This is a genomic window from Neisseria sp. P0021.S005, from assembly GCF_051956955.1.
Genome location: NZ_JBQCWY010000838.1, coordinates 1 through 714, shown reverse-complemented (window position 1 = coordinate 714; position 714 = coordinate 1). Strand labels below are relative to the sequence as shown.

Sequence of the window (714 nt, the reverse complement as noted above, 5' to 3'; positions counted from 1 at the left end):
AACACCAAAAAAACCAAACCAAACAACCACACAACACCCAAAAAACACACCGCCACCGACACCGACACTACACAAACCTAAACAAACCGAGCCGGCCACACCCGTCACATCAGAAGCAAACGCCAACACTCCAAAAACCACACACAAACCAACGACAACAACAACCACACCCAAAACAAACACCAACACACACACCACACACAAGAAAAAAGCAAACAACAAAAACAACAAAACAAAAAACAAAACGACCACCACCACACCAAACACAAACAAACACCACACCCCAACACACCCCCCACCAAACCAGGCGCCCGCCCACCCAACACCCACCACAACTAACAAACAAACAAGACCACCCGCCCCTACACAACAACCCAAACCATACCATCAACCAAACCAACCACACAGGAACACAAACACCCAACCAAACACCCACCCACCCAACCACCACCCAACCCAAACAACCAACACACCCACCCAAACACACAACCCGACAACAACCAACACAGACCCAACACACAACCAAGCTACCTCAACCACCCACCCACACAAACCCACCAACCAACACACCACCAACAAACACACCAACCACCACGCCCACCAAACTCCGCAACAACCAGCCACCAGCAGACTAACCGCAAATATACCACCAACCACCCACACCAACTACCAGCTGGCCATTATCGCCGCCAACTCGTGCCCCGACAAAAATGA

Annotated in this window: 1 protein-coding gene and 1 pseudogene; both read right to left on the bottom strand. The window is 50.7% G+C overall.

Annotated elements, in window-relative coordinates:
• Nucleotides 1-342: pseudogene (locus ACTHUE_RS19690) on the bottom strand (hypothetical protein); the annotation flags it as partial.
• A gap of 45 nt (nt 343-387) precedes the next feature.
• Complete coding sequence (locus ACTHUE_RS19685) at nt 388-666, bottom strand: hypothetical protein (protein WP_440424241.1); 279 nt, start codon at nt 664-666, stop codon at nt 388-390.
• Nucleotides 667-714: the final 48 nt, after the last annotated feature.